This window comes from Ramlibacter sp. WS9, from assembly GCF_003797765.1.
Taxonomy (GTDB): Bacteria; Pseudomonadota; Gammaproteobacteria; order Burkholderiales; family Burkholderiaceae_C; genus Ramlibacter.
Map to the genome: position 1 here is coordinate 1 of NZ_RKMB01000011.1, position 25115 is coordinate 25115.

28 protein-coding genes are annotated in these 25115 nt (G+C 66.8%); 13 read left to right on the forward strand and 15 right to left on the reverse strand.

The features are described 5' to 3' along the window. Positions 1 to 160: 160 nt before the first annotated feature. A complete protein-coding gene (locus tag EEB15_RS17110; RefSeq protein WP_141511091.1) occupies positions 161 to 2449 on the reverse strand; it encodes a xanthine dehydrogenase family protein molybdopterin-binding subunit in 2289 nt (762 codons plus the stop codon). Further along, on the reverse strand, positions 2446 to 2898 hold the full coding sequence (locus tag EEB15_RS17115) for a (2Fe-2S)-binding protein (protein ID WP_141511092.1): 453 nt from the start codon (positions 2896 to 2898) through the stop codon (positions 2446 to 2448). Before EEB15_RS17115 ends, EEB15_RS17110 begins: the two co-directional genes overlap by 4 nt. Positions 2899 to 3002: 104 nt before the next feature. On the opposite strand from EEB15_RS17115, the gene EEB15_RS17120 reads away from it, so the two are divergent. Beyond that, positions 3003 to 4874 (forward strand): ATP-binding cassette domain-containing protein, encoded by a 1872-nt coding sequence (locus EEB15_RS17120; protein ID WP_141511093.1) that lies wholly within the window; start codon positions 3003 to 3005, stop codon positions 4872 to 4874. 87 nt (positions 4875 to 4961) lie between these two features. Then, complete coding sequence (locus EEB15_RS17125; RefSeq protein ID WP_141511094.1) at positions 4962 to 6695, forward strand: phospholipase D family protein; 1734 nt, start codon at positions 4962 to 4964, stop codon at positions 6693 to 6695. A 9-nt stretch (positions 6696 to 6704) separates the two neighbouring features. On the opposite strand, the gene EEB15_RS17130 is transcribed toward EEB15_RS17125, so the two are convergent. After that, on the reverse strand, positions 6705 to 8153 hold the full coding sequence (locus EEB15_RS17130) for a PLP-dependent aminotransferase family protein (RefSeq protein WP_141511095.1): 1449 nt from the start codon (positions 8151 to 8153) through the stop codon (positions 6705 to 6707). A 123-nt stretch (positions 8154 to 8276) separates the two neighbouring features. On the opposite strand from EEB15_RS17130, the gene EEB15_RS17135 reads away from it, so the two are divergent. The 10 genes from EEB15_RS17135 (at position 8277) to EEB15_RS17180 (ending at position 15810) form a co-directional block, all read left to right on the forward strand. Continuing rightward, complete coding sequence (locus EEB15_RS17135) at positions 8277 to 8891, forward strand: LysE family translocator (protein WP_141511096.1); 615 nt, start codon at positions 8277 to 8279, stop codon at positions 8889 to 8891. Beyond that, positions 8888 to 9787, forward strand: a complete 900-nt coding sequence (locus EEB15_RS17140) for a DMT family transporter (protein WP_141511097.1) — start codon at positions 8888 to 8890, stop codon at positions 9785 to 9787. Before EEB15_RS17135 ends, EEB15_RS17140 begins: the two co-directional genes overlap by 4 nt. A 43-nt stretch (positions 9788 to 9830) precedes the next feature. Next, positions 9831 to 11072: a PLP-dependent aminotransferase family protein gene (locus EEB15_RS17145; protein WP_141511098.1), complete on the forward strand. Its 1242-nt coding sequence runs from the start codon at positions 9831 to 9833 to the stop codon at positions 11070 to 11072. A 4-nt stretch (positions 11073 to 11076) separates the two neighbouring features. Continuing rightward, a complete protein-coding gene (locus EEB15_RS17150; RefSeq protein WP_141511099.1) occupies positions 11077 to 11697 on the forward strand; it encodes a glutathione S-transferase family protein in 621 nt (206 codons plus the stop codon). A gap of 23 nt (positions 11698 to 11720) precedes the next feature. Continuing rightward, positions 11721 to 12593 carry a PhzF family phenazine biosynthesis protein gene (locus EEB15_RS17155; RefSeq protein WP_141511100.1) on the forward strand — a complete coding sequence of 291 codons (873 nt, stop codon included), beginning with the start codon at positions 11721 to 11723 and terminating at the stop codon, positions 12591 to 12593. After that, on the forward strand, positions 12590 to 13276 hold the full coding sequence (locus tag EEB15_RS17160; protein ID WP_141511101.1) for a VOC family protein: 687 nt from the start codon (positions 12590 to 12592) through the stop codon (positions 13274 to 13276). Before EEB15_RS17155 ends, EEB15_RS17160 begins: the two co-directional genes overlap by 4 nt. Next, the gene (locus EEB15_RS17165; protein ID WP_141511102.1) at positions 13276 to 14244 is read left to right on the forward strand and encodes a threonine dehydratase; all 969 of its coding nucleotides are present in this window, start codon (positions 13276 to 13278) and stop codon (positions 14242 to 14244) included. Before EEB15_RS17160 ends, EEB15_RS17165 begins: the two co-directional genes overlap by 1 nt. An 82-nt stretch (positions 14245 to 14326) precedes the next feature. Continuing rightward, a complete protein-coding gene (locus EEB15_RS17170; RefSeq protein ID WP_141511103.1) occupies positions 14327 to 14998 on the forward strand; it encodes a histidine phosphatase family protein in 672 nt (223 codons plus the stop codon). Between the two features lie 31 nt (positions 14999 to 15029). After that, positions 15030 to 15377, forward strand: coding sequence for a thioredoxin family protein (locus tag EEB15_RS17175; protein WP_141511104.1), 348 nt, complete (start codon positions 15030 to 15032; stop codon positions 15375 to 15377). Between the two features lie 151 nt (positions 15378 to 15528). After that, positions 15529 to 15810, forward strand: a complete 282-nt coding sequence (locus tag EEB15_RS17180; protein WP_233259522.1) for a KGG domain-containing protein — start codon at positions 15529 to 15531, stop codon at positions 15808 to 15810. Between the two features lie 49 nt (positions 15811 to 15859). Here the strand turns inward: EEB15_RS17180 and cynS are convergent, their stop codons facing one another. The 7 genes from cynS to EEB15_RS17215 form a co-directional block, all read right to left on the reverse strand. Further along, entirely contained in the window at positions 15860 to 16303 is a 444-nt protein-coding gene (cynS, locus tag EEB15_RS17185) for a cyanase (RefSeq protein WP_141511105.1), read from the reverse strand. Between the two features lie 10 nt (positions 16304 to 16313). Next, on the reverse strand, positions 16314 to 17174 hold the full coding sequence (locus EEB15_RS17190) for an ABC transporter ATP-binding protein (RefSeq protein ID WP_141511106.1): 861 nt from the start codon (positions 17172 to 17174) through the stop codon (positions 16314 to 16316). Continuing rightward, positions 17164 to 18021 (reverse strand): nitrate ABC transporter permease, encoded by an 858-nt coding sequence (gene ntrB / locus EEB15_RS17195; RefSeq protein ID WP_141511107.1) that lies wholly within the window; start codon positions 18019 to 18021, stop codon positions 17164 to 17166. Before ntrB ends, EEB15_RS17190 begins: the two co-directional genes overlap by 11 nt. Beyond that, positions 18018 to 19379, reverse strand: a complete 1362-nt coding sequence (locus EEB15_RS17200; RefSeq protein WP_141511108.1) for a CmpA/NrtA family ABC transporter substrate-binding protein — start codon at positions 19377 to 19379, stop codon at positions 18018 to 18020. The genes ntrB and EEB15_RS17200 overlap by 4 nt, the downstream gene beginning before the upstream one ends. A 115-nt stretch (positions 19380 to 19494) precedes the next feature. Continuing rightward, a complete protein-coding gene (locus EEB15_RS17205) occupies positions 19495 to 20166 on the reverse strand; it encodes a response regulator transcription factor (protein ID WP_141511109.1) in 672 nt (223 codons plus the stop codon). Beyond that, positions 20159 to 21370, reverse strand: a complete 1212-nt coding sequence (locus tag EEB15_RS17210) for a PAS domain-containing sensor histidine kinase (protein ID WP_141511110.1) — start codon at positions 21368 to 21370, stop codon at positions 20159 to 20161. The genes EEB15_RS17205 and EEB15_RS17210 overlap by 8 nt, the downstream gene beginning before the upstream one ends. Before the next feature lie 60 nt (positions 21371 to 21430). Further along, the gene (locus EEB15_RS17215; protein ID WP_141511111.1) at positions 21431 to 21898 is read right to left on the reverse strand and encodes a nuclear transport factor 2 family protein; all 468 of its coding nucleotides are present in this window, start codon (positions 21896 to 21898) and stop codon (positions 21431 to 21433) included. 97 nt (positions 21899 to 21995) lie between these two features. Here EEB15_RS17215 and EEB15_RS17220 point away from each other — a divergent pair, with 97 nt between their 5' ends. Beyond that, positions 21996 to 22553, forward strand: coding sequence for a TetR/AcrR family transcriptional regulator (locus EEB15_RS17220; protein WP_141511112.1), 558 nt, complete (start codon positions 21996 to 21998; stop codon positions 22551 to 22553). A gap of 1 nt (position 22554) precedes the next feature. Here EEB15_RS17220 and EEB15_RS33705 read toward each other — a convergent pair whose 3' ends face one another. The 5 genes from EEB15_RS33705 to EEB15_RS34250 form a co-directional block, all read right to left on the reverse strand. Next, positions 22555 to 22731, reverse strand: a complete 177-nt coding sequence (locus EEB15_RS33705) for a hypothetical protein (RefSeq protein ID WP_158290148.1) — start codon at positions 22729 to 22731, stop codon at positions 22555 to 22557. Between the two features lie 171 nt (positions 22732 to 22902). Next, a complete protein-coding gene (locus tag EEB15_RS17225) occupies positions 22903 to 23343 on the reverse strand; it encodes a CBS domain-containing protein (RefSeq protein ID WP_141511113.1) in 441 nt (146 codons plus the stop codon). A gap of 142 nt (positions 23344 to 23485) precedes the next feature. Beyond that, the gene (locus EEB15_RS17230; protein WP_141511114.1) at positions 23486 to 23905 is read right to left on the reverse strand and encodes a PaaI family thioesterase; all 420 of its coding nucleotides are present in this window, start codon (positions 23903 to 23905) and stop codon (positions 23486 to 23488) included. Positions 23906 to 23922: 17 nt separating this feature from the next. Beyond that, positions 23923 to 24507 carry a TetR/AcrR family transcriptional regulator gene (locus tag EEB15_RS17235; protein WP_158290149.1) on the reverse strand — a complete coding sequence of 195 codons (585 nt, stop codon included), beginning with the start codon at positions 24505 to 24507 and terminating at the stop codon, positions 23923 to 23925. Positions 24508 to 24529: 22 nt separating this feature from the next. Then, entirely contained in the window at positions 24530 to 25105 is a 576-nt protein-coding gene (locus EEB15_RS34250) for a hypothetical protein (protein ID WP_233259523.1), read from the reverse strand. Positions 25106 to 25115 lie beyond the last annotated feature (10 nt).

Below are 25115 nucleotides of genomic sequence, written 5' to 3' on the forward strand. Positions count from 1 at the left end.
TTGCCGCTTAGCTGCGATCAGCTGAGCCTTGAATTCTATACCAGTTTTTGATCACCAGTCAAACTCGATTTTCTTTTTTTCCGCCGCACCCGCCGCTTTCGCGTCGTCTTCAGCAGAGCCTGCGATTATGGCACGAATTTCGGGGCTGCCCAACTTCCGCTCAACTTTGTTTCAATGGGCCCGAAGGCAGCAGCGGTAAAGTGCGCTGCCTCACACCCGTCAAAGCGAACAGGGCATTGGCAACAGCAGGTGCCAGCGGCGGTACCCCTGGCTCACCAACGCCCCCGGGCGGGCGCTGGCTCGCGACGAGCCAGGTTTCCACCTGCGGCGCCTGGGACATTGTGACCATGGGGTAGCTGGGGAAGTTCCCCTGTTGCACCACACCGTCGTGGATGTCGATCCTCCCATGCAACGCCGCGGTGAGCGCGAAGATGACAGAGCTCTCCATCTGCTGAGCCACGATGTTGGGATTGACGACCGTACCGCAATCGACAGCGCACACAACGCGGTGGACGCGTGGCTTGCCGCCTTCAACAGAAACCTCGGCCACCTGCGCGACGATCGACCCGAACGATTCGTGCAGGGCCACCCCCAGTGCGCGGCCGGCAGGCAGCTTGCGCCCCCAGCCGGCCTTCTCGGCCGCCAGATTCAGGACAGCCAGGTACCGCGGAGCGCCTCTGAGCAGCTTGCGGCGGAATTCGACCGGGTCCTGGCGCGTCTCTGCGGCAAGCTCATCCATAAAGCTCTCCGAGAAGAACGCGTTATGGGAATGGCCGACCGACCGCCAGAACCCAACGGGCACGCCCATGCGGGTAGCGACATGCTCCATGTGTTGATGGGCAAAGCCGTACGGCAAGTCGAACAGCCCCTCCGCGGTCGTTTTGTCTGGCGTATCAACCGGCCCCGAGAGCGCGGGCAGGCCCCGAGCCATCCAGCGCGGCGTGATCGCATCGCCCGCCGAGGTGATCCGCAGGCTCGCAACGTTGCCCTGGCCGTCGATCGCGGCGCGCAGCATCGCCACATGCATGGGCCGGTAGAAGTCATGGGCGGTGTCTTCTTCGCGCGACCAGATCAGCTGCACCGGCGCCCCACCGCAGTCCATTGCCACACGCACCGCTTGCGCGACATAGTCCACTTCCAGCCGTCGCCCGAAACCTCCGCCCAGCAGCGTCAGGTGCACCTTGACCTCATCGACAGACACGCCAGCCACCCGCGCCGCGATGGCTCGCGCCATCTGGGGGACCTGCGTGGGCACCCAGATTTCCACCTTGCCGTCCTTGACCTGGGCCGTGCAATTCATCGGCTCCAGGGTCGCGTGGGCCAGATAAGGCGCGCGATACCAGGACTCGACTTTGCGTGCGGCCTGCCGCTCGGCGGCCTGCGTGTCGCCCTGCTCGTGAAAGACATAGCCATCGGCCGTCCGCACTGCCGCTTCCAGTCCGGTATCGATCTGCCGGGAATCCAGCGGCCCCCGGGGTCGCTGGCGCCACTCGACTTCGACTGCCTTGACCGCGCGGCTCGCGTGCCAGTAGCTCTTGCCCACCACAGCGAAGCCCGCGGTAGAGCCGGCATACGCGGGCAGCCGCACCAGGCGTTCGGCACCGGACATGGCGAGTGCCTTGTCTGCGTTGATCTGGCCCGGTGAACCGCCCAGCATCGGGCACAGCCGGATCGCGGCGAACCTCATGCCGGGCGGGCGCACATCGAGTCCGAAGCGCGCCGTGCCGTCGACCTTTGACGGCACATCGAGGCGCGCCGCCGGCTGACCGATCAGCTTCCAGTCCTTGCGATCCTTGAGCCGCACCGCCCCGGGGGGTGTCGCCGACGCAAGCTTCGCCATCTCGCCATAACCCACCGACTTCCCGCTGGGGTGGGAGATCACCCCAGCCTTGACCGTCAGTTCCTCGGCCGGCAGCCTCCACTGCAGGGACGCAGCCCCCAGCAGGGATGCCCGGGCGGTGGCGGCGGCCATCCGGACCACCTCCCAGGCATCGGCCACGCTGGACGATCCACCCGTCGCATTGATACCCAACTCGCGTGCCAGCTTGCCGACCACCCAGTGACCCGCCTTGACGCGTCCGAACCCATCCTCGTTCTCGGCCTCCAGCGGATGAAAAGGAAGACTCGCCACGAGCATGGCCACGTTGCCGTAGATCGTGTCCGATCCTGCCTGCTCGATGCGCACCGCCGACAACGGCACGTCCAGTTCCTCCGCCGCGAGCATGGGCAATGACGTATGGACGCCCTGCCCCATCTCGCTGCGCGGCATCGCGAGGATCACGGTGCCATCAGTGGCGATCTTGATCCAGCCATTCAGCGCGAAATGGCCCTCGGCCGGCAGCATCAGCCTCGCCGAACCGAGGCGAGAGCGCTGCGGCAACGCGCCCCAGCCGACGACCAGCACCCCTGCGGCACCCGCCGCAGTCAGCAGCATCATCCGCCGCTTCATGCTTTGACCCCGGCAGCCCGCTTGATCGCCATCCGCACACGCTGGTAGGTGCCGCAGCGGCAGATATTGGTCATGGCCTCGTCGATCTGCGCGTCCGTGGGCTTGGGCGTCTTCTCCAGCAGGGCCGCCGCCGCCATCAGCATGCCGCTCTGGCAATAGCCGCACTGCGGGACCTGCTCGGCAATCCACGCCGCCTGGAGGGCGTGAGGTTTGCCCGGAGCACCCAACGACTCGATCGTCTGGATGCGCTTGCCCGCCACGCTGGCGACCGGCGTGACGCAAGAGCGCACCGCTTGGCCATCCACGCGCACGGTGCATGCGCCGCACGCGGCGACGCCGCAGCCGAACTTGGTCCCCGTCATATTGAGCACGTCCCGCAGCACCCACAACAGGGGCATATCGGGTTCGGCATCGGCCTGTACGGCCTTGCCATTGATTTGCAATTCCACTCCGCCTCCTTGGGGCTTTGCCCAGCGTGCGACGACTATATAGAGGCCCGTCCGGAGGCGATAGAGGGCCCGCTCCAGCCGCTACCCGGATAATCGCGCCCTTCATGGCACTCATTACCCTCCTCAACGCACAACTGGCCTTCGGCCACGTGCCCCTGCTCGATCACACCGATTTCGCCCTGGAGACCGGCGAACGCGTCGGCCTGATCGGGCGCAACGGCGCGGGCAAATCCTCGCTGCTCAAGATCCTCGCCGGCCTGGAAAAGGCCGATGACGGAACGTTGCAATTGCAACAAGGGTTGCGCAGCGCCTATGTCGCGCAGGAGCCATTGCTCGACGCCACCGCCACGGTTTTCCAGGCGACGCTTGCGGGCGTGGCCGACGTGATCGCCCTCATCGACCAGTACACGCATGGCCAGGGCGATCTGGACAAACTCCAGAGCGCGATCGAGGCTCAGGACGGCTGGAACTGGGAGCAGCGGGTCGAAGAAACGCTTCACCGCCTGCACCTTGACAAGGATCTCGTGGTCAGCACGCTGTCCGGCGGCACCAAGAAGCGCGTCGCTTTGGCCCAGGCCCTGGTTCGCCGTCCCGACGTCCTGCTGCTGGACGAGCCGACCAACCATCTGGACCTGGACTCCATCGAGTGGCTCGAGAACCTGCTGATCGACTTCAAGGGTAGCGTCGTCACCATCACCCACGACCGCACCTTCCTGGACCGCGTCGCCACCCGCATCCTGGAGCTGGACCGCGGCAAGCTCCGTTCGTACCCCGGCAACTTCACCCAATACCAGTTCCAGAAAGAGGAGCAGCTGGCGCAAGAGGCGGTCATCAGCGCCAAGGCCGACAAGCTGCTGGCACAGGAAGAAGTGTGGATCCGCAAGGGCGTGGAGGCGCGGCGCACACGTGCGCAGGGCCGTATCACGCGCCTGCAAACGCTTCGGGCGCGCCGCGAAGCGCGCCGCGAGGCCCTCGGCAGCGTGCGCCTGGACGTCGCGTCGGGAATGCCAAGCGGCAAGATCGTGGCCGAGCTCACCAAGGTGAGCAAGTCGTTCGGTGAAAAGAACATCGTGCGCGACTTCACGGGCACCATCCTGCGCGGCGACAAGGTCGGCCTGATCGGCCCCAATGGCGCCGGCAAGACCACGTTGCTCAAGATGATCCTGGGCGAACTCGCGGCCGACAGCGGGAAGGTGCGGCAAGGCGCGAACCTGCAGGTCGCATATTTCGACCAGATGCGCGACGCGCTGAATCTGGATGCCACGCTGGAAGATTTCATCAGCCCCGGCAGCGAGTGGATCGAGATCGGCAACCAGCGCAAGCACGTCAAGAGCTACCTGGGCGATTTCCTCTTTTCGCCGGCGCGTTCCGGCTCGCCCGTACGATCGCTTTCCGGCGGCGAGCGCAACCGCCTGCTGCTTGCGCGGCTTTTTGCCCGGCCCGCCAACGTGCTGGTGCTGGACGAGCCCACCAACGATCTCGACATCGACACCCTCGAGCTCCTGGAAGACCTGCTGCAGAACTATGACGGCACGGTGTTCCTCGTGAGCCACGACCGCGCGTTCCTCGACAACGTCGTCACCAGCACCATCGTGTTCGAGGGCGACGGCCTGTGGCGCGAGTACGAAGGCGGTGTGCAGGATTGGCTGACGCAATCGCGCCGTTCGCAGGCGCTGGCACTGGCAAGTGCGCCAGCCGCGCCGCGTGCTGTGCAGGACCCGGTCGCCAAGCCGGCGGCTGCCCATGCGGCCGCCAAGAAGAAGCTGAGCTACAAGGAACAGCGCGAGCTGGAGGCACTCCCGGCACTGATCGAGGCACTGGAAAAAGAACAAGGCGCAATCCACGAGGAACTCGCCGATGCCAGCATCTACGCCGACGATCCTCAGCGCGCGACCCGCCTGTCTGAGCGCAATGCGCAGATCGACAATGAACTGCTGGCCGCGATGGAACGCTGGGAATCCCTGGGCAGCATGTAAGCATTCGTCCGTCAGCGACTGGCGACTACGGCTGACCCAGACGGACCGCACCACCACAGGGCTGCGGGGTAGAGTGGCTGCACCGTCATGCAGCACCTTTCCGCACCCGGCCGCTCCCACCGCCTCCCCCACACTTCGTGGGCCGCGGCATTGCGCTGGCTCACCGCCGGACTGCTTCTGACGTGGGCCGCGGGCTGTGCCAGCTTGCCGGCCAACACCGCCCGCACCGCCTCAAAAGCCTTTGATGCGCCCGACCAAACCGCGTTGGGCCGCCTGGTGCTGGAGCGCAAGACACAGGACAAGGCCCGCGCCGACTCCGGCTTCAACCTGCTCGACACGGTGGAGGCCGCATTCGGCAGCCGCCTTGCACTGATCGACGCGGCCCAGCGCACGCTCGACCTGCAGTATTACGCCATCCACGCCGACAACTCCACCGAAATCCTGCTGCAGCACCTGCGCGATGCGGCGCGGCGCGGCGTGCGGGTGCGAATCCTGATGGACGACTTCAACACGGTCGGCGAGGACGCGCAGGTGCTGCGACTGGCCTTCGAGCCGAACGTCGAGATGCGCCTGTTCAACCCGCTGCCCGGCTCGCGCGGCTCCCTGTTCGGTCGCATCCTCACCTCGATGCACGACATGGAGCGGGTCCAGAAGCGCATGCACAACAAGCTGTTCATCGCCGACAACGCCATGGGCATCACAGGCGGGCGCAACCTGGGCGACGCATATTTCGGCGGCGACGGCAAAAGCATGTTCCTCGACCTCGAGGTGCTGGCCGTGGGGCGGATCGTCCGCGACATGTCGACGAGCTTCGACCGCTACTGGAACGACGAACTGGCCTATCCGATGCAGACGCTGGTCTCGGCCGAGGACCTGGAGCGGCTGCGCAAGCCGCTGGCCACGCCCACCGCCGATCCGTCGAAAGCCCCTGCTGCCGGGCCGATCCCGACGGCGGCCGCCAGCGCGCCCAAGCCGACGGTCACCAGCTCCATCCTGCCCGACACCAGCGCCACGGCGGCTGTCGGCCCCGTGCTCGGTTCCATGGACCTGCGGCGCGTGCCGCTGAACTGGGCTCCGGCGCTGATCCTGGTCGACCAGCCCGGCAAGATCGGCCCGGGCAACGACGAAGCGGACGCCGGCGAAACAGCCGTCGACGGCCTGCTTCAGCTCATGCAACTGGCCAAGCAGGACGTCCTGGTGGTGTCGCCGTATTTCGTGCCGGGTAAGCCGATCATGGAACTGTTCCGCCAGATGCGCGCCAAGGGCGTGCGCATCCGTGTGCTGACCAATTCGCTGGCGTCCAACGACGCAGTGGCCGCGCACGCGGGTTATGCGCGCTACCGCAAGGACCTGGTCGCGATGGGCATCGAGCTGTGCGAAATGCGCGCCGGCGAGGCCGGCGAGACGGGCTCCGCGGGCATGAGCTACGGTATCGGCTCGGGCGCGGGCGGCGGAAGAGGCGGCGGCGCCGGCTCCAAGAGCGCGACCTCGCGCGCCAGCCTGCACTCCAAGGCGTTCATCATCGACAACCGCCTGGCGGTGATCGGCTCCATGAACCTCGACCTGCGCTCGCAGCGCAAGAACAGCGAAGTTGCCCTGGTGATCCGCAGCACGGCGCTGTCTCAGCGCGCCACGCGACAGGTGGAAGCGACGTTCGCCAACGGGGCTTACCGCGTGCACGTCGACGGCGGCGGGCAACTGGTGTGGCGCGCACCGCCCGGCGCAGCATTCAAGGACAGCCACAAGGAGCCAGACGCCGGCGCCAAGCTCAGGATGCTGTCAGGCCTGATCGCGCCCTTCGCGCCCGACGAGATGCTCTGAGCGCGGAGCTCACATCCGTTTCACGATCTCCGAGTACTTCTTCCAGAACGCGGCTTCCTGCGTGGTGGTGAAGTTGATGCGCATCAGCGTGCTGGGCTTGCGCTCGGCGTGGAACAGCGCGCCCGGCGCCAGCAGGTAGCCCTCGTCGAGCATGCGCTGCGCCAACGCGTCGGTGTCCACCCCCGTGTCCACCCAGCCGAACAGGCCGGCGGGCTCGGCCGCAAAGGTGCAGCCTGCGTTGAGCGCGAGCTTCACGCTGCGGCTGCGCGCCGCGTCCAGGCGGGTGCGGATGCGCTCGGCGTGCCGGCGCAGCTGGCCCTGCTCCATGCACAGCGCCAGCGCCTTCTCCAGCAGCGCGGGTGTAGTCAGTGTCGCCAGCAGCTTGGTGTCGAGCAAACGCTCGATCAGCGCGGGGTTGGCGGCCAGGAAACCCACGCGCCAGTTGGGCGCCAGAATCTTCGCGAAGCCGCTGACGTAGATCGTGCGTTGCAGGCCGTCCAGCGCGCACAGGCGCGTCGCATGCTCGGGCGCGATGTGGCTGTAGGTGTCGTCCTCGACGATGTGGAAGTTGTGCTGGTTGGCCAGCTGCAGCATGCGGTGCGCGCTGCCCGGCGACAGGCAGTAGCCCGTCGGGTTGTGGAACACGCTGACGCTGACGTAGAGCTTGGGCTGGTGCTCCTCGCAGTAGCGCGCCATCACCGCCAGGTCCGGCCCCTCCGGCCCGCGCGGCACCGGCAGCAGGCGCATGCCCAACGCGTTCAGCCGTGCGAATTCCACCGCCCAGCCCGGCTCCTCCACCATCACATGGTCGCCCGCGCGCAGCAACGTGCGGCTCACGATGTCCAGCGCGTGCGTGGCGCCGACGGTGGTGATGATGGCTTCCGGCGCGGCGTGCAACGACAGTGAGGCCAGCTTCTTCGACAGCACGCGGCGCAGGCCGCTGTCGCCCATCGGCTCGCCGTACTGGAGCGAGAACTCCTGCAGCGCGCGCGTGCTGGTCACCTTGCGCACCGCCGCGGGCATGAAGGTCGACTCCAGCCATTCTGGCGGGAAGACGCCCATGCCCGGCTGCGGCTTGTTGCTGACCTTGTGGAACATGCCGCGAATCAGCGCCGTCGCGTCGATCGGTACGTAGCTGCGCGTGCCGGAAAGGCCGGTGGCCGTGGTCCAGGCCGTCACCACCTCCTCACGGGCTGCCGCGCCCGGCGATGCCGGCGCAGCTTCGCCGCGGCTCTCACGCACGAAGAAGCCGCGATTCTTGCGGGCTTCCACCAGGCCCTGGGCGAGAAGCTGGTCATACGCCGCCACCACCGTGGATGGGCTCACGGCGTGCTGCTGCGCGCATTGCCGCACCGAGGGCAGGCGCGCGCCGGGCGCCAGCAGCCGATCGCGGATACGCTGGGAAAAGCGGGACGACAGCTGGTCGGTGAGCGACTGCGAGGAAGCTTTCATCAACATCGTGAGCGTCCTTGTGTATTGGCGTTTCGGGCAGTACAGATATCCAACTGAACTGGACAACTGTACTGGTCGTGTATTGGCCGCACAGACTACAGTGATCCACATGAACAGGCAAGCCCCCCAATGACCGCCGGCGAATTCCTCGCCCTGCTGCTGTTCTGCGCCGCGATGAGCTTCTCGCCCGGCCCCAACACCACGCTGTCCACCGCCCTCGCGGCCAACCACGGCCTGAAGCGCGCATTGCGGTTCTGCTTTGCCGTGCCCGCCGGCTGGACGCTGCTGATGGTGGCGAGCGGCCTGGGCCTGGGCGCTCTGGTCACGAGCGTCCCGGCATTGACCTGGGCGATCAAGGGGGTCGGCGCGAGCTACATGTTGTGGCTGGCGTTCAAGCTCGCCAGCGCCGCGCAGCTCGCGCGGGTCGACGACTCGCGGCTGGAAGTGACCTTCGCGCAAGGCGTGGGCATGCAGTTCCTCAATATCAAGGCCTGGATGATGGCGCTGACGCTCACGGCCGGCTGGGTGGTGAACGCCGCCGGCCAGCCGGCCGCCAACCCCGGCCAGCGCCTGGCGATCATCAGCGCGGTGACGATGGCCTTCGCCTTCAGCAGCAACTTTCTGTATGCACTGGTCGGCTCTCTGTTGCGGCAATGGCTCGCGCACGGCGCACGCTTGCTGTGGTTCAACCGTGCACTGGCCCTGGTGCTAGTGCTGACGGCCGCCTGGATGGTGACGGTATGAGGCCGGAAGAGACCAAAGGCCTGTGGCTGGGCGCACTCGGCGTGACAATCTTCGCGCTGACACTTCCGATGACGCGGCTGGCCGTGGGCACGCCGGAAGCGCCCCAGATGTCCGGCGTGTTCATCGCGCTCGGCCGGGCTGTCGTAGCGGCCGTCCTGTCGGCGATCTTCCTGCTGGCCACGCGCGCGCCCTGGCCGCGGCGCGAGGACTGGCTGCCGCTTGTGATCACTTCCGCCGGCGTGGTGTTCGGCTTTCCGCTGCTCACGTCGGTGGCAATGCGCCATGTCGAAGCTGTGCACGCCAGCGTGATTGTGGGCGTGCTCCCGCTGGCCACGGCTGCGGTCGGTGCATGGTTGCACCGCCAGCGCCCTTCCACGGGCTTCTGGATCTGCGCGGCGATCGGCAGCGTGCTGGTGGTGGCCTTCGCGATGATCCGGTCCGGCAGCGGCGGCGGCATCTCCATCAAGCCGGCCGACGCGTTGCTTCTCGGCGCGATGGCCTGCGCCGCCGTCGGTTACGGCTGGGGCGCGCGCCTGTCCCAGCGCATGCGCGCCGAACACGTGATCTGCTGGGCCCTGGTGATCGCACTGCCGCTCACCGCTCCGCTCGCCTTGCTCACCCGCCCGCAAGCCGCATTGAATACCGCGGCCTGGTGGGGCTTCGCCTACGTCGCCGTGTTCTCGATGTGGCTGGGCTTCTTTGCCTGGTACCGCGGCCTCGCCCTGGGCGGCACGGTGCGCGTGAGCCAGGTGCAACTGATCCAGCCCTTCCTCGGCATGCTGTTCGCCGTGCCCCTGCTGGGCGAATCGCTCGACGCATTGACGCTCGGCTTCGCCCTCGCCGTGATCGCCGTCGTCTTCATCGGCAAGAAAATGCCGGTGCGCGCCGCCGCCTGAACCTACAACCCTTTCCCTTTGCCACCACCCCTAGGAGACCGCCATGAAACTGAACGACCTGCAACACACGCAATGGGTGCTGGCCGCGCGAGCCGAGAAGATGAATCCTTCCGTCATTCGCGAGATCCTCAAGGTCACGGAGCGCCCCGGCATCATCAGTTTCGCCGGGGGCCTGCCGTCGCCCAAGACCTTCCCGGTCAGCGAGTTCGCCGCTGCCTGCGAAAAAGTGCTGCGCGAGGACGGCTCCGCCGCGCTGCAGTACGCCGCCAGCGAAGGCTACGCGCCGCTGCGGGAAATGGTCGCCGCCATGCTGCCGTGGAAGGTCGACCCGGCGCAGGTCCTCATCACCACCGGCTCGCAGCAAGGGCTGGATCTGGTCGCCAAGGTGTTGATCGACGCCGGCTCGCGCATCCTGGTGGAGACACCCACGTACCTGGGCGCGCTGCAGGCGTTCGCGCCGATGGAGCCCGAAGTCGTGAGCGTGGCCAGCGACGCCGAAGGCGTGGACATCGACGATCTCGCCGACAAGGCCTGCGCTGAAATGCAAGCAGGTGCGTCCGTCAATACGGCGCGCTTCCTGTACGTGCTGCCCAATTTCCAGAACCCCACCGGCCGCACGATGAGCGAGCAGCGCCGCGCCGCCCTGTCTCGCCGCGCCGTTGAACTGGGCCTGCCCATCGTCGAAGACAACCCGTACGGCGACCTGTGGTTCGACGCCCCGCCGCCCCTGCCGCTCACCGCGCGCAACCCGGAAGGCTGCGTCTACCTGGGCTCGTTCTCCAAGATCCTCGCGCCGGGCCTGCGCTTGGGCTTCATCGTCGCGCCCAAGGCGCTCTACCCCAAGCTGCTGCAGGCGAAGCAGGCGGCCGACCTGCACAGCCCCAGCTTCAACCAGCGCATGGTGGCCGAAGTGATGAAGGACGGCTTCCTCGATCGCCACGTGCCGACCATCCGCGCGCTTTACAAGTCGCAACGCGATGCGATGTTGGCCGCGCTACAACGCGAGATGCAAGGGCTGGATGTGCAATGGAACACACCCGACGGCGGCATGTTCCTGTGGGCACGCCTGCCGGAAGGCGCGAGCGCCATCGACCTCTTGCCCAAGGCGGTGGACAAGGGCGTGGCGTTCGTCCCCGGTGCGGCTTTCTACGCCGGCGCGGCCGATCCGCGCTGCTTGCGCCTGTCGTTCGTGACGGCCAGTGTGGAGCAGATCGACATCGGCATCGCGGCGCTGGCCGCTGCGATTCGCGAGCAACTGGGCGAGCTACTGGGCAAGGGGGCGTGAAGCGATGCTGAAGATCTGGGGACGGCTGTCGTCCATCAACGTGCGCAAGGCGGTGCTGGCCGCGCAGTGGCTGCAAGTCCCGTTCGAGCGCGTCGACGCGGGCCATGAGTTCGGCATCGTCAATACGCCGGAATATCTGGGCAAGAACCCCAACGGCTTGGTCCCGGTGATCGAGGACGGCGGCTTCGTGCTGTGGGAATCGAACGTGATCGTGCGCTACCTGTGCGCCAAGCACGGTGCCGGAAGTCTGTATCCGGAGAAGCTCGAAGCACGCTTCGACGCCGAACGCTGGATGGACTGGCAGCAGACCACGCTCAACCCCGCAGGCCGCGGTGCCTTCGTGCAGCTCCTGCGGACCGCGCCGGAAAAGCGGAACCAGGACGTGATCGCGCAATCGATTGCCGCGACGGAGCCGCTGCTGGACGTGCTGGACGCCCATCTCGCGCAACGCCCATTCATGGCCGGCGACAGCTTCACCATGGCCGACATCCCGATCGCCTGCGAGATCCATCGCTGGCACGGCCTGCCGCTGCAACGCCCGGAGCGCCCGAACCTCGAGCGCTGGTACCAGGGCATCCTGTCGAACCCCGCGTCGCGCGGCGTGCTCGACCTTCCTCTTTCCTGACGCACTTCGCCATAGAGATCACCATGCAACAACGCAACTTCAAGCAAGTCGACGTGTTCACCGCCACCGCGTACCGTGGCAACCCGCTGGCGGTGGTGCTCGACGGCACCGGTTTGTCCGACGCCGAAATGCAGCACTTCGCCGCCTGGACCAACCTGTCGGAAACCACCTTCCTGCTGCCGCCCGACGACGACGCAGCCGACTACCGCGTGCGCATCTTCACGCCCGGAGGCGAACTGCCCTTCGCGGGCCACCCCACGTTGGGCAGTTGCCACGCCTGGCTCGAAGCCGGCGGCAAGCCGCGTGGACGCGAATTCATCGTGCAGCAATGCAAGAAGGGGCTGGTCAAGCTGCGCCGCGACCCTTCGACAGGCTCAGGACAGGCCGCGCTGCGCCTCGCCTTCGCTGCGCCTTCTCTCAAGCGCAGCGCGCCCAGCCCCGCGGTGCTCGCGCAGGTCGCGTCGGCCCTTGGCCTCAAAGCCATCCAGGTGGTCGCCGCCCAGACGCTGGACAACGGGCCGGTGTGGCTCGCCCTGCTGCTCGACAGCCCGCAGACGGTGCTGGGCCTGGCGCCCAACCATCTCCAGCTGAAGAACCTGGGCCTGGGGATTGGCGTGGCGGCGGCCTATCCCACGCCCGAACCGGGCGCCCCGCAGCTCGAGGTGCGCTTTTTCGCCGCTGCCTTCGGCGTGCCCGAGGACCCGGTCACCGGCAGCCTGAATGCCAGCCTGGCGCAATGGCTGATCGAAGACAGACACATGCCGGAACGCTACCTCGCCGCGCAGGGCCAGTGCCTGGATCGCGCCGGGCGCGTCCACATCGAGCGCGACGATGCCGGCCAGGTCTGGGTGGGCGGCGAGTCGGTCACCTGCATCACGGGAACGGTGACGCTGTGACACCTTCCTCCCGCTCCCGGGTCGACCATCTGGTCGTGGCGGCGCAAACACTGGACGAAGGCGTCCAGTGGTGCGAGGCCATCCTGGGCGTGACGCCGCGCGCGGGCGGCGAACACCCGTTCATGGGCACGCACAACCGGTTGCTGAAGATCGCCAGCGAAAGCTATCCGCGCGCGTACTTCGAGATCATCGCCATCAACCCTGACGCGAAGGCGCCGGGCCGTCCGCGCTGGTTCGACCTGGATGACCCGGAACTGCGTGAGGCAGTGCGCCAACAGCCGCGGCTGGTGCACTTCGTCGCCAGCACGACGGAGGCATCTCCGGCGCTCAAGGCGCTGCACCGCCTGGGCATTGACCGCGGCCCCCTGATCCACGCCGAGCGGCCGACGCCCGAGAGCATGCTGCGCTGGCAGATCAGCGTGCGCGAAGACGGCCAGCGCCTTTTCTACGGCGCGCTGCCCACGCTGATCGAATGGGGCGACGCGCATCCCGCCGACGCGATGCCGTCGTCGGGGCTGGCTTTGCAATCGCTGCACGCCGCGCACCCGCGCCTGGCCGATCTGCAGGCGGCGCATGCGGCCATCGGCCTGGAAGGCGTGACGGTCGAACAAGGCCCGCCGAACCTGGTGGCGACGCTGTCCACGCCCAAGGGCACCGTCATCCTCGAATCGGCAGGTACCTGATGAATTTCAAACCCGAAGAAATCGAAGCGGCGCGGCAGGCCGTCTACGCCGTGATGCCGCCGACGCCGCAATACGCCTGGCCCCTGCTGCGCGAGCGCCTGGGCGCGAAGGTCTGGGTCAAGCACGAGAACCACACGCCGGCCGGTGCCTTCAAGGTGCGCGGCGGGCTGACCTATTTCGCCGGTCTCGCTGCGGGCCGCGGTGACGTCAAGGGCGTCATCACCGCCACGCGCGGCAACCACGGCCAGTCGGTCGGCGCCGCCGCGCGCAGGTACGGCATGTCCGCCACCATCGTCGTGCCGCACGGCAACTCGGTCGAGAAGAACGCCGCGATGCGGGCACTGGGCGTGGAGCTGATCGAACATGGCGACGACTTCCAGGCGGCCAGGGAGTACGCCATGTCCATCGCGTCGGAGCGGCGCCTGCACATGGTCCCGTCGTTCCACCACGACGTGGTCAAGGGCGTGATGACCTGTTGGCTGGAATTCTTCGAAAGCTTTCCGCGCGGCGAGGAACCGGACGTGGTGTTCGTTCCCATCGGGCAAGGCTCGGGTTTTTGCGCGGCCGCCGCGGCACGTGCGCACACCGGTGCGCGCTCTGCGCTCATCGGTGTCGTGTCCGCGCACGCGACGACCTATCTGGATTCCTTCCGCGCACGCCGCGTGGTGGAGGCGCCCGTGACGACCGCGCTGGCCGACGGCATGGCGTGCCGAATCGCTGACGAAGAAGCTCTGGAAGTGGTGCTGCGCGAAGCGGAAGACGTGATCACGGTCACGGACGACGAGGTGGCGCAGGCCATGCGCGTGCTCTTCGCCGACACGCACAACGTGGCGGAAGGCGCAGGCGCCGCCGGCATCGCTGCTGCAACGCAGCAACGCGAACGCTGGCGTGGCCGTACGGTGGGCGTCGCGCTCACCGGCGGCAACGTGGACACCGCAGTGTTCGCGCGGGTGCTTGCGAGTAAGTAGTTCTACGGCGTCTTGTCGCCTGCGCAGCTTCTGGTCGCGGGCGTGACTTCGCGCCCTTGCGCCGAAGTCCAGAATCCGCCCAATGGGAACTCTCTATCTCGTTCGGCACGGCCAGGCATCCTTTGGCGCCGAAGACTACGACCAGCTCAGCGACCTCGGCCACAAGCAGAGCGTCCGGCTCGGTGAATACTTTGCCCGCAAGGGCATCCACTTCGACGGCCTCATCGCCGGCACCCTGCGCCGCCACAAGCAGACGCTGGAGGGCATCCTCCAGGGGATGAACCACGAGGGCGAACATCTCTCGTGGGAAGGCCTCAACGAATACGACAGCGAAGCGGTGATCGCCACCATCCATCCGCACAAGCTGGAGAAGCCCACGTCGCCCGAGATGTACCGGCACCACTTCCGTCTGCTGCGCGACGGCCTCGCGCAGTGGATGGCGGGCGTGGTCAGCCCCAAGGGCATGCCCAGCTACGACGATTTCGTCACGGGCGTGTCGAGTGCGCTCGATCATGTGCGCGCCAATCACTACGGCAAGAACGTGTTGATGGTCACCAGCGGCGGGCCGATCGCCACCGCCGTGGGCTACGTGCTGGGCACGGGCGCGGACGCCACCATCGAGTTGAACCTGCGCATCCGCAACAGCTCGATCACCGAGTTCGCCTTCACGCCCAAGCGTCACATGCTGGTTTGCTACAACGCTGTTCCTCATCTTGACGCAGAAGAATACAAGGACTGGGTCACCTACTCCTGAACGATCCTGGCGGATTGCTTAAACTGGCCGGATGAAAGACTGGTCGGTGATCTGCCTGTGCGCGCAATGGTGCGGCGTGTGCCGCGAATGGCGCACCATCTTCGACGAGGCGGCGGCCTCGCACCCTGACGTGCAATTCGCGTGGATCGACGTCGAGGACGAGGCCCAGGCCATGGGCGACGTGGACGTCGAAACCTTTCCCACACTGCTCATTGCGCAGGGTACGCGCCCGCGCTTCTTTGGCCCGGTGCAGCCGTCCGGCGCGCAGGTGGCGCGCCTCATCTCGAACCTGAAGGACAACCAGGTCGAGATGCGCGACCCCACCTCCGCGACGGCCCTTCTGGGCCGTTTGGCCCCCATCACGCTACTGAATTCATAGCAACCAATCGTAACTGGGCAAGGTCTCGTCCTACACTGTCGTGCTTGACTTACTGACGAGTGTGAAAGCGTGACGAACGCTCAATGGGGTCATGGCCGGTTTTAGCGCTGGCCATGAATCACCCACGCGTTTATCAGGAAGGATTCAAGTCATGGCACCCGACAACCAGAGCATGCAGGAAAAGAAACAGGGCAAGTCCAACCGGGGCTTTGCCTCGATGGATCCACAGCGCCAGCGCGAAATCGCCAGCGAAGGTGGGCGCGCCGCCCATGAGAAGGGCACCGCGCACGAGTTCACGTCCGAAGAGGCACGTGAAGCCGGCCGCAAAGGCGGCCAGGCCCGCAGCGAAAGCAACCGCGCGCGCAAGATCGGCAGCAGCGCCGGCATGAGCGACAGCAGCAACTTCAGCGGCGGCAGCGACAGCAACCGCTGATTCACGCGCGCATCCGGAATCAAGGGCGCCCCGGCGCCCTTTTTCCGCTTCAGTAGCTCTTGTAAGGCAGGAACTTGCCCGAGAGCACCACATTCACGCGGTCGCCCTTCGGGTCGGCCTCGCGCTGGATGTCCATCGAGAAGTCGATCGCGCTCATGATGCCGTCGCCGAACTCCTCGTGGATCAGTTCCTTGATGGTCGTGCCGTAGACGTTGACGATTTCGTACCAGCGGTAGATCAGCGGGTCGGTCGGCACGGCGCTGACCAGCGAGCCCTTGTACGGCACCACCTTCAGCCACTTCTGCTCTTCTTCGGTCAGGCCGAAGATTTCGCCCACCACCTTGGCCTGCTCGCTGTTCAGCGTCATCTGGCCCAGGCAGGCGGCCGTGGTCCATTCCTTGGACAGGCCGACCTTGGCGGCCACGTCGGCCCAGTTCAAGCCCTTGGACACTTTGGCGGTGATGATTTTTTCGGTGACGTCGTTGCGGTTCATATTGGCTCCTTCAAGTTTGAGTGCTGGGTCCCGCCAGGGCGCGGGTGACGAGGAAATCGACGATGTGGTTGCGCAGCTCGTAGTAGCCGGGCAGGTGGTGCAGGCCGGCGCGCGAGCGCGCCCGGGGCAGCGTGTTGGTGACGACCTCGGCGATGCCGCCGGGTGAATAGCCGCCCGCGCCTTCGGTTCCGTTGCTCATCAGCAGGATGCGGTCGGCCAGCAGAATGGCCTCGTCCACGTCGTGCGTGATCATGAAGACCGTCTGGTGCGTCTGCCGCACGATGGCCATCAGCTCGTCCTGGATGGTGCCGCGCGTCAACGCATCCAGCGCGCCGAAGGGCTCGTCCAGCAGCAACATCTTGGGCTGGATCGCGAAGGCGCGGGCGATGCCCACGCGCTGCTTCATCCCGCCCGACAGCTGCGACGGCTTCTTGTCGATGGCGGCGAGGAGGCCCACCATCGCCACGAATTTCTCGACGTGCTCCACGACCTGCGCCCGGTTCCACTCCGGCCAGCGCGACTCCACCGCGAAGGCAATGTTCTTGCGCACCGTGAGCCAGGGCATCAACGCATGGCTCTGGAACACCACGCCGCGCTCCAGGCTGGGGCCGGCGACCTCGCGGCCGTCCATGAAGACGTTGCCGGAGCTCGCTGTGTCCAGGCCCGCCAGCACATTCAGGATGGTGGTCTTGCCGCAGCCCGAGTGGCCGATGATGCAGACGAACTCGCCCTTGTCGAGCGTGAACGACACGTCGGCGAAGACCGGTTTGCCGGGGACGAAGGACTTGGACAGGCCCTCGACTTTGAGGAAGCCGTGCAGCGCCGGGTCCTGGCGCAGGTCGGGCATGACGGCGGCCAGGTCATTCAACATACGTCACCCATTTCTGGAACTGTGCGAACGCGAGGTCCAGCAGCATGCCGACCACGCCGATCACCAGGATGGCGAAGATCACGTTGGTGAGCGACAGGTTGTTCCACTCGTTCCACACGAAGTAGCCGATGCCGGTGCCGCCCACCAGCATCTCGGCCGCCACGATCACCAGCCAGGCGATGCCCATGCTGATGCGCATGCCCGTCAGGATGGTGGGCGCCGCGGCCGGCAGGATCACCAGGAAGGCCTTGCGCAGCGGCTTGACTTCCAGCGTGCTGGCGACGTTGAGCCATTCGCGCTTGACCGAGGCCACGCCGAAGGCCGTGTTGATCAGCATCGGCCAGACCGAGCAGATGAAGATCACGAACACGCCGGAGATCGACGAGTCCTTGATCGTGTACAGCGCCAGCGGCATCCAGGCCAGCGGCGAGATCGGCTTCAGGACCTGGATGAACGGGTCGAACGCTTTTCGCAGCAGCGGCGACATGCCGATGATGAAGCCCAGGGGAATCGCCACTGCGCATGCCAGCAGGAAGCCCAGGCCGACACGCATCAGCGAGTGCCCGAGCTGAATGGCGATGCCCTTGTCGTTGGGGCCGTTGTCGTAGAACGGGTCACTCAGCTGCTTCACGAAAGTGGAACCCATCTGGCCCAGCGTGGGGAAGCCGGTGGTCTTGCCGCTGCCGGCGTCCTTGCCCATCATCTTGTTGTATTCGGCCTGCTCGGCCGACATAGCGCCGGAAGCGCCGCCCACTGCGCCCGGCTGCGTGGCCGTGTACCAGATGCCCAGGAACAGCGCGAACAGGAGCAGCGACACCAGCGCCGCCTTGAAATTCAAGGATTTCACGCGGCGCTCATCTTGTTGATGGCGAAGCTCTTGACGTACTCCTCGGGCTTGGCCGGGTCGAACTCCTTGCCCATCACCTTGAACTTCTTGCCCGTGCCATCGGGCGCCTTCCAGCCGGCCGCCGCCATTTGCTTCTTCGCGTCGGTGAGCATGAAAACGCGCTCGGCGATCTGCTTGTAGTTGACCTCGCCCTTGATGTAGCCCCACCGTTTCATCTGCGTGAGCATCCACACCGCCATGCTCTGCCAGGGCACGGGGTCGAAGTTGGCGCGGTCCGGCACGGTTCGGATGTTGCCCAGGCCGTCGGCGAACTTGCCGGTCAGCACCTGGGCCAGCACCGTCTCGGGCTGGTTCAGGTACTGGGTGGGCGAGATCACCTTGGCGATCAGCTCGCGGTCCTTGGGCTGGCTGGCCATCAGCGACGAGGTGATGATGGCGCGGTACAGCGCGGCGAACGTGTTCGGGTTCTTCTGGATGAATTCCTCGCTGACGCCGAAGGCGCAGCAGGGGTGGCCGTCCCAGATTTCCTTGGACAGGATGTGGATAAAGCCGACTTCGTCATACACCGCGCGCTGGTTGAACGGGTCCGGGCCCAGGAAGCCGTCGATGTTGCCGGCGCGCAGGTTGGCCACCATCTCGGGCGGCGGCGTCACGCGGATCTGCACGTCGGTGTCGGGGTTGATGCCGTTCTCCGCCAGGTAGTAGCGCAGCAGGAAGTTGTGCATGCTGTACTCGAAAGGCACGGCGAACTTGAAGCCCTTCCAGCTCTTGGGGTCGCGGTTGTTCTTGTGCTTGACGTGCAGCGTGATGGCCTGGCCGTTGGTGTTCTGGATGGTCGCCACGTTCATCGGCACCTGCGTCGAGCCCAGGCCCATCGAGATCGCCAGCGGCATCGGCGACAGGAAGTGCGAAGCGTCATGCTCCTTGTTCAGCATCTTGTCGCGGATCAGCGCCCAGCCCGCCGTCTTGTTCAGCTGCACGTTCAGGCCCTGTTGCTTGTAGAAGCCCAGGGGGTCGGCCATGATCAGCGGCGTCGCGCAGGTGATGGCGATGAAGCCGATCTTCAGATCCTTCTTCTCCAGCGAACCCCGCTCCTGCGCCATCGCTTGCAGCGACGCGATGGGAAGCACGGAGGCGATGGCCGCGCGCGCCGTATTGGCGCCCACCGCCTTCAGGAAGCCACGCCGCACGGCGTCGACCGGGAACAGCGCCTTGACGAGGCTGGCTTCCATGAAGCTGTGCGACAGCTCTTCTTCGCTGGCCGCCTGCGCGTGTTCGCCGGGGGCGTGGTCCTGGCCGCAGGCGCAGCGCAGCATCAGGGGACGGTCGGCATCGTAGGCGTCGTAGGGCTTGGACATGGGTCACCTCGTTTGAAGATGACTTGCCCGTCGCAAGCGTCACGCCCGTTTGCCCCGCAAGAGGGCCGGCTGCGGGAAATCACTCCCGCCGCGTCTAGGCCTTGTAGTGGCAGCCCTACAAACGGCTGCCCTTGCCATGCCTTTCCGCGTACAAAGCCAGCTCCACGTCGTTCTTGGTGCCGGTCTTTTCCAGGATGCGCGCCCGGTAGGTGCTCACTGTATTGGGCGCCAGCTGCAGTTGCGCACCAATTTCGCTCACGCTATGCCCCGAAGTAAGGAGCCGGAACACCTGGTATTCCCGATGCGACAAGGCTTCAGGCCCCGTTTTGGCGCCTGACATGCCGACCGCGGTGGCCAACGCCTCCGCGGTGGCGGCGGTGACGAACATGCCGCCGGCCGCCACCTTGCGCACCGCGGCGATCATGTCGTCGGGGTCGGCACTCTTGTTCAGGTAGCCTGCCGCGCCCATCTTGATGCAGCGCACCGCGTACTGCCGTTCCGGGTAGGTGCTGAGCATCAGCACCGGCAGCCGCGGCCAGGCCTGGCGCAGCTCCTGCAGCACGTCCAGGCCGTCGCGGCCCGGCATGGCGATGTCGAGCAGCACCACGTCCAGCCCATCGGGCCCGCCGAAGGCCGCCACTTGCCGCATCACCTCGAGGCCGTCTATCGCCTCGGCCCGCACGTCGATGTCGGGCGCGTCGGCCAGCACCTGCTTGAGCCCCTCCCGCACGATGCGGTGATCGTCCCCCAGCAGCACACGGATGCGCGCTTGCGCACTGCTATCCATGGCGCAGCGGCAATACCAGCGTGAAAGCCGAGCCGTGCCCGACCTCACTGGCGATGGCGATGTGCCCGCCCAGCTGCCGGGCCCGCTCGCGCATGCCCATCACGCCGTAGGCGGTGCGCGACTCGAAGGCTTCCGGCGAGGCGCCGTTGCCGTTGTCTTCCACCGTGATCCTCAAACGCTCGGCGTCCGCGGCGATGCGAACCGTGACGCGGCTGGCCTGCGCATGCCGGCCCACGTTGCTCAGCAACTCCTGGAAGATGCGGAACACCGCCATCGCCGACGGCTCGGGCAGATCCGCCGCATCGGCGGCCTGCATGTCCCACTCCAGTTCCAGCTCAGCCGACTGGACGAACTCATGCGCCTGCCACTCCAGCGCCGCCCACAGGCCCTGGTGGTCCAGGATGCTGGGGCGCAGGTCGGTGATGATGCGGCCCACATTGTCGACGGCGCTCTCGATCAGGCGGCTCATGTTCTGGCATTTGCAGCGCATGCGTTCGCGCATGGCCTGGGCCGCGTCGGCGGTGCGGCCGGGCTGTTCGCCGAGCCGCTTGTCCAGCCAGTTGACGTCCATCTTCAGTGCCACCAGCAGGCTGCCCAGTTCGTCGTGCACCTCGCGGGCGATGCGGGTGCGCTCTTCCTCGCGCACGTTCTCGGAGTAGGCGGCCAGCTCGCGCTGCTGGGCCAGGGCCGCCGACAGCTCGCGCGTGCGCTCGGCCACCCGCAATTCCAGTTCGGCCTTGGCCTTTTGCAGGGCGTCGGCGGCGCGCTTGCGCTCGGTGATGTCGACGAAGGTGATGACCGCGCCGCGCACCTGGCTGCCGTCGATGATGGGGTGGCTGGAGTACTCCACCGCAAAGGAAGTGTGGTCACGCCGCCAGAACACCTCGCTGTCGATGCGGCAGGGCAGGCCCTGGCGAAAGGCGTTGAAGATGGGGCAGTCGGTGTCGGGGTAGTGGCTGCCGTCGGCGTGCGAGTGATGCGTCAGCTCGTGCATGTTGCGCCCGAGCACCTCCACCGGCTCGAACCCCAGCAGGCGGGCGCCGGCCCGGTTGATGAAGACGCAATGGCCGGCCAGGTCGACGCCGAAGATGCCCTCGCCGGTCGATTCCAGCAGCAGCCCCAGCTGGTTTTGCCAAAGCGGCTGCGAAACCGGCCCGGCCGTCAGGCTGGCGGGCCGAAGAAGGTGCAAGGCGTCGGCGTGCATGGGGCGAAGCCCAAGCAATGGCTGTGCCACGTTGGTGCGCGGCCCGAGCCGCCTCGCACCTCAGAGGCCCAATTCGCTCAGGCCTGGGTGGGCGTCGGGCCGGCGGCCCAGCGGCCAATGGAATTTGCGGTCCGCCTCGGCGATCGGCAAGTCGTTGATGCTGGCGAAGCGCCGCTGCATCAGGCCCTGCTCGTTGAACTCCCAGTTCTCGTTGCCGTAGCTGCGGAACCACTGGCCCGAGTCGTCATGGCATTCGTACGCAAAGCGCACCGCGACGCGGTTGCCGCCGCAAGCCCACAGCTCCTTGATCAGGCGGTAGTCCAGCTCCCGCGCCCATTTGCGCTGCAGAAATTGCCGGACTTGCTCGCGGCCGACCGGGAATTCGGCGCGGTTGCGCCAGCGCGTGTCTTCTGTATAGACCTGGACCACCCGGTCCGGGTCGCGGCTGTTCCAGGCGTCTTCGGCCATGCGCACTTTCTGCGCGGCGGATTCGGGAGTGAACGGGGGCAGGGGCGGCTTGGTTTCCATGGCGGGTCCTTGGTGTCTTTTTTTAGGAGGGAGTAGACAGAGCTGTCTACTTGCACGGACTGTGCCACAGGTAGACAAGTCTGTCTACAATGCACTCATGGACCTTGCCGCCCTGCCCGCCCGCGACCGCATCCTGGTCACGGCGCATGAACTCTTCTACCGGGACGGCATCCGCGCCACCGGCATCGACCGCATCATCGCGGAGTCGGGCGTTGCCAAGCTCACCTTCTACCGGCACTTCCCCAGCAAGGACGACCTGGTGCGCAGCTTCCTCGCCTTTCGGCACGAGCGCTGGATGGCCTGGTTCGTCGATGCGCTGGGACGGCATGGCGCCAGGCCGGGCGCCGGGCTGGCGCCGCTGGCGGCCGCCATGGCCGAGTGGTTCGCCGACCCGGCCTTTCGCGGCTGCGCGTTCATCAATGCCGTGGCCGAAGTCGGCGGCAGCCTGCCGGATTCGGCGGCCATCGCCCGGAAGCACAAACAGGAGATGGAACAGGTGATCGCCGACCTGCTGCCCGCCGGGCCGGCGCTCGCCTCACAGGCTCAAGCGGCGGCGCTGGCGGTGGACGGGGCGATCGTGCGGGCCCAAATGAGCGGCGCGCAGTCCGCCGTCGGCGGGCTGCGCAGCCTGCTGGAGGCGCTTCAAAAAGGTTGAGCTACCACTCGCCGACCAGGCGCACGCGCTGGTCGAGATCGGCCGGGAGCTCTTTGACATCTACCGGCTCGGGCTGCTGCTGGTGCGGCAGCTGGCCGCTGACAATGCGGCGGATGAAATCGGAAGCCGCGCTGGTGCGCAACGGCTGCTGGGGCTGGATGGCTGCTGAGAATCGCATGTCGGCTCCTTTCTTTCCCTCAAGTGTAGGAACCGCTGTGTGACGCGAATGTGATGGCGCGCACAACCTCGTCAAGTATTCGTGTGCGGGTTGGGCACGCGCAACACCAAAGCGTGAAGAATTCAACGGCCGACGGCCTCTTGCGCGCCTCCTCGGCATGGTGGTCTCCTTTCAGACGCGGTCCGGCTTGGCCGGCGAAGAGATTTCGGCGAGCGACTGGGCCACATCCAACTCGTCGCCCGGGTCCTTGTCGGCGATGTCGCCCAGCGAGATGATGCCCACCAGGCGCTGGTTGCCGTCCACCACCGGCATGCGGCGGATCTGCGAATCGGCCATCTGGTCCAGGACGTCGTCGATCTCCTGGCCTTCGGTGGCGCAACGCACGTTGGCACTCATCACGTCGGCCAGCTTGGCCGTCTTCATGTCGAATTCCCGGGCGATGCCGCGCACGACGATGTCGCGGTCGGTCACCATGCCCACCACCTTGCCGCCGTCGCACACGGGGATCACGCCCACGTTCAACTCGTCCATGGCCTGGGCGGCCTTGGCCACGGTGTCGGTGGGAGACATGCTGCGCACGCCTCGGGTCATCACGTCGGCAACTGTCGTCATTGTCTGGCTCCTTGGGGAAGTAAACACCGGCAAGCGCCGGCGATTCCCCAGCCTATCGCGTGGCTGCGCGAGCGTTGTCGGCGCCGGCACCAAGTGGCGTAGGACGACGCCGATGAACGCCGATGCAGTTCCCGACAGACGCTCAGAGGACCATCTGCGTGCAGCGAAACAGCGCCAGCGTTTTGCCCGTGCCCTGGTGGCGCACCTCGGCGTCCCACACATGGGTGGTCCGGCCCAGGTGCACGGCCTTGGCCTCGACCTCGATCACGCCCTCCAGCGCCGTGCCCAGGTGATTGCTCTTGAGCTCGATCGTGGTGAAGCCCTTGGCCGTGGCCGGCAGGTGAGCGGAGCAGCCGTAGCCACAGGCCGTGTCCGCCAGGGTGACCACGGTACCGGCATGCAAAAAGCCGTTGGGCGCGTGCAGATCCTTGCGGATTTCGAGCTGCGCCTTCAGGCGGCCCTGTGCTACCTCGAGGATCTGGATGCCCAGCAGCCCGGGCAAGGTACCGGGGCTCAGACGGTTGAAAAAGTCGACGTTGCGCTCGGGGACGTACTGGGACATGGCGTTTTCTCGCTCGTTCAGGAGGGTTGGAGTTGGGCCCGGACCAGCGACCCGGCGAGCTCGCCGGCCTCCAGTAAGGGCTGGGTGCTGCGCGCGGCGCGGGCCTGGACCAGCGCGCCTTCGAAAGCGGTGATGACGAAGCGGGCCAGGGCCTTGCGGCGCGCGGCGGGCAAGGGCTCGAACAGCACGGCGAGGGTCTGCGTCCACGAATCCAGCAGGCCGCTGCACACCGGGCCGAGCGCGGCGGAGTCCTCGTCCAGGTCGAGCGTGACGCCGGCCACGGCACAGCCGTAGCGGAAATCTTCTTGCGCCATGCCCTTGGCCGCGCGCTTGAAGAGGCGGGCGATCTTCTGGTCAGGCGGGCCGTCGCCGGCCAGCACCGTCTGCAGTTCCTGCTGGCGCGTTTCGCCGAATCGCTCCAACGCTTCACGCGCCAGTTCGAGCTTGCCGCCCGGGAAGTAGTGGTACAGCGAGCCCTTGGGCGCGCCGCTGGCGGCGATCACCTGGTTGATGCCGGCGCCGGCCAGGCCGCAGGTGCGCATGCCAGCGATGGCGGCGTCGACCATCCGGTCACGGGGGCTGTCGAGGAAGCGGGCGTCCATGGCCCGAATTATATAGACTGGTCTAGATATTTGCCAGAGGCCCGAACACGCGCAGCAGCACCTGCTCATATTCCGGAAGCCCGCGCAGCGGCACGTTGGCCGGGTCGCGCAGCGCCATGGGCAGCACCCCGCAGTGCGCCCGTTCCGCCGCATGGAGCAAATCGAAGGCGCGCGCATGATCGCCCACCGCGACCAGGGCTGCAACATAGAGCACCGCCGCGCACGGCGAGACGGCGCCGCACGCCAACGCAGCGTCGACCACCTCCATCGCCTCAGCGGTCAGGCCCGCCCGTGCGAGCGCGTACGCGACGACGGACAGCGCCATCGGCGGCGCATCCCGCTGCTCCGCCGCCGCCCAGGCCGCCGTCGCCACCGCAGCGTCCGGCCGGGCCCAGGCAAGAAGCCCCTGGCGATAGATGGCCGCGATGGCGCTCTCGGGGTGCTCGTCGCAGGTGGCCTGCGCCTCCGCGAGTGCGGCCTGCGCATCGCCGGCATGGGCGAGGGCCCGCGCGAGCGTGATGCGAAGCAGTGCCGAAAACGGGTGCAGCCGCGCTGCCGCGCGAAGCCGTTCGACCGCACCTGCGGCGTCGCCCGTCACGAGCAGGAAG